Origin of the sequence: Psychrobacter sp. ENNN9_III (assembly GCF_001462175.1) — a bacterium.
Lineage (GTDB): Bacteria > Pseudomonadota > Gammaproteobacteria > Pseudomonadales > Moraxellaceae > Psychrobacter.
This window is the reverse complement of sequence record NZ_LNUO01000182.1, coordinates 1-7,477: the sequence shown is the minus strand read 5'-3', so window position 1 is coordinate 7,477 and position 7,477 is coordinate 1. Positions and strand designations below refer to the sequence as shown.

The window sequence follows — 7,477 nt, the reverse complement described above, 5'->3', positions numbered from 1 at the left end:
TTTTTTATTGCTTCTAACGTTTTATTTAGCTCCTCTTACTTGAACCTTTGCTGCTTCGGCCGTTATTTTTCTTAGCTGAGCTCTTTTTAGTGCTTCGGCCGTTATTTTTCTTAGCTGAGCTCTTTTTAGTCTGGTCTTTCTTTGTTTGGTTCATCTGACTGGCCTGTAGCTTTACTTTTAAGTCAAAATCGATCTGAAGCAAATCCATATTCACGCCAGCGACTTGCACTTTAACCAAGTCGCCAAGTCCAAATAAAGTCCCTTTGTCTTTCCCAATGAGCTGCTGCTGATGCTCATCATAAACAAAGAAGTCATCACCGACGTTTGAGATATGGACCAAACCATCAATATATAGGTCAGTCAATGTCACAAATAATCCAAAGTTCGTTACTGTCGTAACTACACCATCAAACTCTTCGCCAACATGATCTTTCATATAGTGACACTTCAGCCAAGACTCTACAAAACGTGATGCCTTTTCAGCACGGCGTTCGGTATCTGAGGTCTGTGTACCTGCCTCATCCAAAGAAAAGTCCATAACAGGCTGCTTACTATTGGTCACCTTAGCTTTAATCGCACGGTGTAGCATAAGATCAGGATAACGGCGAATCGGCGAGGTAAAGTGACTATACTCATCATACGCTAAACCAAAGTGACCGATATTGTCAGGTGCATAGTTAGCCTGCATCATGGAACGTAGTAGCATACTATGAATACTGATTGCATCTGGGCGATCTTTTGTCGCATCAATGATACGCTGATAATCGGCTTGCGTTGGACTTTCTTCAGGAAAGCTTAAACCAAAATTCTTCGCATATTCGTGAATACGCATTGATTTTTCGCTGTCAGGCTTGTCATGGTTACGATACAGAACTGGCAGCTCGTGTTTTAGCGCAAAGTTTGCTGCACAAGTATTGGCAAGCAACATACATTCTTCAATGAGTTTATGAGCATCACCGCGTGTACGTGGCAAGATATCTGCAATACCGCCTTCCTCATTGAACTTTATATAAGTCTCAACTGTCTCAAACTCCATCGCATGACGATCTTCACGCTTTTTGATGAGCAATTCATATAGTTGATGAAGTGTATCGACAGACTTTTTGACGTCTTTATTACCTGTTAAGGATTCTGGTACGCTTTTATCTTTAGGATCAGCAAAGTAGTCATTCACTTGATTATAGGTTAAGCGTGCTTGTGAATGCATAACACCAGGATAAAATTCGTAACCTGTCACTTTGCCTGCACGTGATATTTTAATATCAGCAACCATACATAAGCGATCAACTGAAGGATTTAGCGAACATAAGCCATTCGATAACACTTCAGGCAACATTGGAATCACACGGTGTGGAAAATAAACAGACGTACCACGCTCATAAGCGTCTTGATCAAGTGGAGAGTTTGGCGTGACATAATGGCTGACATCAGCAATAGCAACCAACACTCGATAGTTACCACCAGAGCGTTTTTCAGCAAACACAGCATCATCGAAGTCGCGTGCATCTTCCCCATCAATAGTGATTAACGGCAAGTCACGTAAGTCGGTACGACCCTTGAATTCTTTTTTGCTAGGTTCCCTATAGTCGTTGGCTTGTTTAAGGGCTGCTGCACTAAATTCAGACGGGATATCGTAATTGAGCAGGGTAGTCTCAATAATAAGTTCACGATCATTATCGTCATTTAGTACTTCTGTAATCTTACCAGTAGCAAACTCATGCTGGTTGGGCCAGTCGATCACATCGACTTTGACTGGATTACCCAGCTTAGCACCTACCGTTTGTATGTTGTCATCAGTGACTGTAATCGGTTGATGGTTGTTAGGACTACTAAGCTCAACACAGTAGCCATCCTCATCACGAGCAAGCGTACCAATAAACTGGTTTTGATGACGTTCAGTCACATCAACGATACGACCTTCTGTACGCCCACGATTATCAGTCGTCGTACCCACAGCATTGACCGTATCACCATTAAATACCCAGCGCATTTGCTTCTCATGTAAGAACAAATCTGGCATATCTTCTAATACGACAAAGCCAAAGCCTTTAGGATGCGCAGATACTGTGCCAGTGACCACATCTTGTTGCGTGACTGCACGAAAGCGATAAGGGCGACCTTCGCAGTTTACTTGTCCATCACGGGCCATAGCTTTTAGACGGTTACCCAAGGCGTCAAATTGCTCTGGATCTTCAATCTTAAAGATCTGCGCCAGCTGCTGGTGTGTCGCTTCACCGTGTTCAGCGATCGTCTGTAGTATCAGCTCGCGACTCGGGATGGGATTCTCATATTTTTGTGCCTCACTTGAGGCGTTTGGATCATTCCAACTCATAAATTACCGTATCTATTTTTAAAATTATTAATAATGGCTATCTTAACACGAACGACGCTTCAATACCCGACGTCAATGAGGTTATATATATTCGATAGCTGACTGTTTTGGATAGACTGTTTAATCAAATATCGATATCAGTAGTGCTAGATTTGTCTGTAATCTTTTTACTATCTAGCTCTTTTGATACTTCAAGGACAGTCGTTTGGTTAGATTTGTCTAAATACTTTTGAGCTTTATCTACTTCGCTCGTTAGAGTATTGACCGTCTGCTTCATATTTTCTAAGGCTTCAACTTTATAATTACTAATCATATCCATCGTATCATAGACATTATTGAAGGCGTTTTGTAGTTTATCAAGCTCAATAGTACTACTGGTTGCTTGCTCATGGATTTCACCAGATTGACGTTTGAGCATCGCGGAGGTTGATTCAATCAAACTACTGGTGGTTTTATTTAATGCAGTAATCTGATCTAGGACCAGTTTTTGATTTGTCATGGCTTGTGCAACCACCACTGCTGTCCGTAATGCTGAGATGGTAGTTGTGGTCGCACGATCCACACCTTTGATAAGCTCCAAATTATTTTTGCGAATGGTATCTAATGCTAAATAACCTTGTACGTTGACAGCCAACTGAGTCAAAAAGTCAGTGTTTTTTTGGCGTACGTAAAACAGCATCTCTTCTTTAATAATACGTGCCTTTTCAGGATCGGTCGCTTCTAAAGAATAGACTTTTTGCTCAAGTTGCTCATCAATCTTTTTGCCGACATATATGTACTGGCGAATGGATTGCATCAAATCCCACATGTTGACTTTTTCTTGCTCAATCATCGCGTTGTCTTTGAGCAGCTCATCCTTACCATTATAAAGACTGGTCACCACCGCGTTGATATGCGATTGTGCAGATTCATATTGACGAAAATAATCTTGGACTTTGTTGCCAAATGGTATGATGCCAAACAACTTACGTGAATTGGTTAGCTCTTTTTTGCTTGGATCCAAGTCCTCTACAATACCGCGCAATTCTGTCAATGACTTGGCAATTGGTGAATTATCAAATAAGCTATCATTGATGCTTTTAGCAGGAAGTTCTAACATTCGGTTAGTTACTTGAGCTGACTCACGAATCTCTTTAGTACCTAGGTTATGAATCGACTGTAGGTTTTCTTGAAAGTCAGGACCATTTACTGGATTGGTAATGACGTGATCCACAAAAGCATCAACTTTAGCGTCAAGCTCTGGGATCTGACTTTTATCCAGCTTAACCATCTGGTCCGCTTCGCTTTTTTCTATCTCTTTTACAGGGTCAGGCGGTGTCAAAGATATACTTGGTGTGTTTGTATTTTCTGGCGGTGTAAGTTCTTGCATAAGTATTCCTGTCGATAAATGATAGATTAAAATGTTTGGGTTATTCAATAATGTTAGTTAACGTCCAGTCTGCTAGTTCAAGCAAGTGCCATAATCGCTAAAAATCTATTAATTGACTTACGGTTATTAAATTATCATTAATAGGAAATGCAAAGTAGATTTTAAGATTACCGTGTAATCAGGAGGTCATAAAGACTGACCTTGTAAAACTATATGGTGGTTGGCATCGCAAAATTACAATAACTAATAGTAAAAAACCATCAATACCCCGCAGCATATTGATGGTCAAAAACAAAGATAAGTAAATATGACAAATTTAAGGGTTTACGGTCCAATTATTTTTTCTTAGTAGGACCAAGCAACATACCCATTTGTCGACCTTCCATCTTTGGATGCTGCTCGACGTTGGATATTTCAGCCGTATCTTCGATGATACGCTCAAGTTGCTTACGGCCAATTTCTTGGTGTGCCATTTCACGACCACGAAAACGGATGCTGACTTTAACTTTGTCTTGATCTTCTAAAAAGCTGACGATTTTTTTCAATTTTACCTGATAATCGGCTTCTTCAGTACTAGGACGTAGTTTCATCTCTTTAAGCTGGGTTTGCTTTTGGTTCTTCTTGGCCTCTTTTGCCTTTTGCTTTTGATCATAAAGGAAATGCTTGTAATCCATGATCTTACATACTGGCGGTTTGGCATCGGGCACTAATTCAACTAAGTCTAGGTTTTCATCACGCGCCGCTTTCATCGCGGTATCGATATCGACCACGCCCATTTGTTCGCCGTCTTCTCTGACAAGACGAACTTCTTTAACACTGATATCTTCATTGGTGTTTAGACGGTTTGACTGTTTAATAGGTATTACTCCTGATCTGTTTTTTGATTCTGACGGCCTTTTTTGGCAACGGCAGTCTGTACTAAGGTTATAAATTCAGAGACAGTCATCACGCCTAGGTTTTCACCTTCACGGGTGCGGACGTTGACACTGCCTGTTTCAACTTCTTTATCCCCTAATACTAGCATATAGGGAATACGTTCTAATGTTTTCTCTCGTATCTTAAATCCAATCTTTTCGTTACGCAAGTCACTAACTGCACGTAAACCTGCATTTTTTAGCTCGGTGACGACGTTTTGGCAGTTTTCTGCTTGTTTATCGGTGATATTCATGACAACTACTTGTTGCGGCGCAAGCCAAACAGGCATCCAACCAGCATAGTGCTCAATTAATATACCTATGAAACGCTCAAACGATCCCAAGATTGCACGGTGGAGCATAATAGGTATGTCACGCTCGTTTTGCTCATTGACAAACTCAGCATCGAGACGCTCAGGCATGTTTGGGTCAACCTGAATGGTGCCACACTGCCAAATGCGTCCTAGCGAGTCTTTAAGACTAAATTCAATTTTAGGACCATAAAATGCGCCTTCGCCTGGCAAGTAATCCCAATCAAGACCTGAGCTGTCAAGTGCATCAGCCAAAGCTTTTTCTGCAAAATCCCATGATTCATCACTACCGACACGTTTTTCAGGGCGAGTCGAGAGCTTCATAATGATATTATCAAAACCAAAGTCTTCATAAACAGCCAAAGTCAGCTTGATAAAGTCCGCGACTTCTTGCTGAATCTGCGCGGGCGTACAAAAGATGTGTGCGTCATCTTGGGTAAAGCCACGGACACGCATCAAGCCATGTAGCGACCCTGAAGGCTCATTACGATGACATGAGCCAAACTCAGCCATACGCAGTGGTAAGTCACGATAGGACTTTAAGCCTTGGTTAAATACTTGTACGTGACATGGGCAGTTCATTGGTTTTACTGCATAATCACGGTTTTCGCTCGATGTAGTAAACATATTGGTTGCATAATTACCCCAATGGCCTGAACGTTCCCACAAGCTGCGATCGACAATTTGCGGCGTTTTGATTTCTTCGTAGCCATTATCATATTGTACCTTACGCATATACTGCTCGAGCACTTGATAAATCGTCCAACCATTGGCATGCCAGAACACCATACCTGGTGCTTGCTCCTGCATATGAAATAAGTTGAGCGCTTTACCAATTTTACGATGATCACGTTTTTCAGCTTCTTCAATACGTTGTATATAGGCTTTTAGCTGTTTTTTATCTGCCCAAGCCGTACCATAAATACGCTGTAGCTGTTCATTCTTGGCATCACCGCGCCAGTAAGCACCTGACATTTTAGTCAATTTAAATACTTTTAAGAAGCGCGTATTTGGCACATGCGGACCACGGCACATATCGACATATTCTTGATGATGATACAGACCAAAAGCCTCTTCGCCTGGCATGTCATTAATCAGTTTCAGCTTATAATCTTCACCGCGTTCTTCAAATATCTTGATGACTTCATCACGTGGCGTCATTTTTTTGATAACGTCATAATCTTGCTTAATCAGCTCCATCATACGCTTTTCTATAGCTTCCATATGCTCAGGTGTAAATGGCGTCTCACTATAGATATCATAATAGAAACCGTCATCAATGACAGGCCCAATAACCATTTTTACGTCAGGATAAAGTTGCTTAACCGCATGACCAAGCAGATGTGCGCATGAATGACGAATAATATCGACACCATCATCATCTTTTGGGGTAACAATCTCGACCTTTGCATCATGGGCGATAGGATCATAAGCATCGACCAAATGACCGTCTACACGTCCAGCGACCGTAGCCTTAGCAAGACCCGCCCCAATGCTCTGCGCCACTTCCATGACTGTAGTATTGCCTTCGAAGTCTTTTATGCTTCCATCGGGCAAAGTAATCGCTACCATAATTTGTTCACCTGTTGTAGGTCCGTTAGCAGTGATGATTGCAACTATCAATCATATGACCGTAAGACCAAATAAATTATATACGTTAGATGTGATACATCAAAAGAGATAGGCATTACTCAAACATACTTAGCATATGAACGATCATCTAATTATGAAATCTACTACTTATATTGGAAGTAGATCGATAATACATCAGCGAACATAGCAAAGTACCTCTTACATAGCGCTGACTAACAACCTAAGATAAGTAATGCCATAAAGGCAACTACTATAACAAAAACCGTCTACAAACACTAGATAGCAAGGGGTAACAACATATCTTACATAAACATATATTCAAAAAAACACCAAACTATGTCAAAGACCATAAGTCATTTATGTTCTACGGTAATAGATTTTTGATCTAAATGTCTTCATGGATGATACCTACTATAATAGTGCTACTATATTAATAATAGTGCTACTATATTATAAGCAGTATCCATATATAAGGACTACTTGTACCAATATCAATAGTACAATCTTCAGAGTGAATAGACAGACAAAGAGACTTAAAGGCATTAAAACCAGAAAAGAGATAAAGCCTTAAACATAATGATTTGACTATCCTTTGATAACTACCAACCTTTTCTTATGCTATGTAAAAATTATAAAACTTTCCTAGTTATTTAACTTATTGAAAAGTATATCTTATTTACGATCCTTTATAATTAATTTAAAAACATCTAGAAAAACAGTTGACACTGAATGTAAAGGGTCTATAATACGCCCCACAGCAAAGGAAGCGCAGCGTAAATAGTGGAAATATTTACTAATAACGAAGCAGCTAACTTACTGAAATATTAGCAAATAAAAGCTTGACACAGTGTCAACTAATGATACAATAGATAGCTTACCAATTAGAAGAAGCAAATTAGCTTAGTTATGATTGGTTAAAAATTTGCATAACCCAATACTGGACGACAGTGAAGAAAGT

General features: G+C 40.1%; 4 protein-coding genes. All 4 read right to left on the bottom strand.

Annotated elements, in window-relative coordinates; all coding sequences use genetic code 11:
• Positions 1 to 25 precede the first annotated feature (25 nt).
• Positions 26 to 2,332: a ribonuclease R gene (gene rnr / locus PENNN9_RS11155; protein WP_058369748.1), complete on the bottom strand. Its 2,307-nt coding sequence runs from the start codon at positions 2,330 to 2,332 to the stop codon at positions 26 to 28.
• Between the two features lie 124 nt (positions 2,333 to 2,456).
• Complete coding sequence (locus PENNN9_RS11150) at positions 2,457 to 3,701, bottom strand: toxic anion resistance protein (RefSeq protein WP_058369747.1); 1,245 nt, start codon at positions 3,699 to 3,701, stop codon at positions 2,457 to 2,459.
• A 335-nt stretch (positions 3,702 to 4,036) separates the two neighbouring features.
• The gene (infC, locus tag PENNN9_RS11145; protein WP_178379370.1) at positions 4,037 to 4,564 is read right to left on the bottom strand and encodes a translation initiation factor IF-3; all 528 of its coding nucleotides are present in this window, start codon (positions 4,562 to 4,564) and stop codon (positions 4,037 to 4,039) included.
• Positions 4,564 to 6,498: a threonine--tRNA ligase gene (gene thrS / locus PENNN9_RS11140; protein WP_058369745.1), complete on the bottom strand. Its 1,935-nt coding sequence runs from the start codon at positions 6,496 to 6,498 to the stop codon at positions 4,564 to 4,566. The genes infC and thrS overlap by 1 nt, the downstream gene beginning before the upstream one ends.
• Positions 6,499 to 7,477: the final 979 nt, after the last annotated feature.

Bases quoted from the DNA above. Each gene is read 5' to 3' on its own strand.
- PENNN9_RS11150 (WP_058369747.1), bottom strand. From the start codon at position 3,701: ATGCAAGAACTTACACCGCCAGAAAATACAAACACACCAAGTATATCT.
- rnr (WP_058369748.1), bottom strand. From the start codon at position 2,332: ATGAGTTGGAATGATCCAAACGCCTCAAGTGAGGCACAAAAATATGAG.
- thrS (WP_058369745.1), bottom strand. From the start codon at position 6,498: ATGGTAGCGATTACTTTGCCCGATGGAAGCATAAAAGACTTCGAAGGC.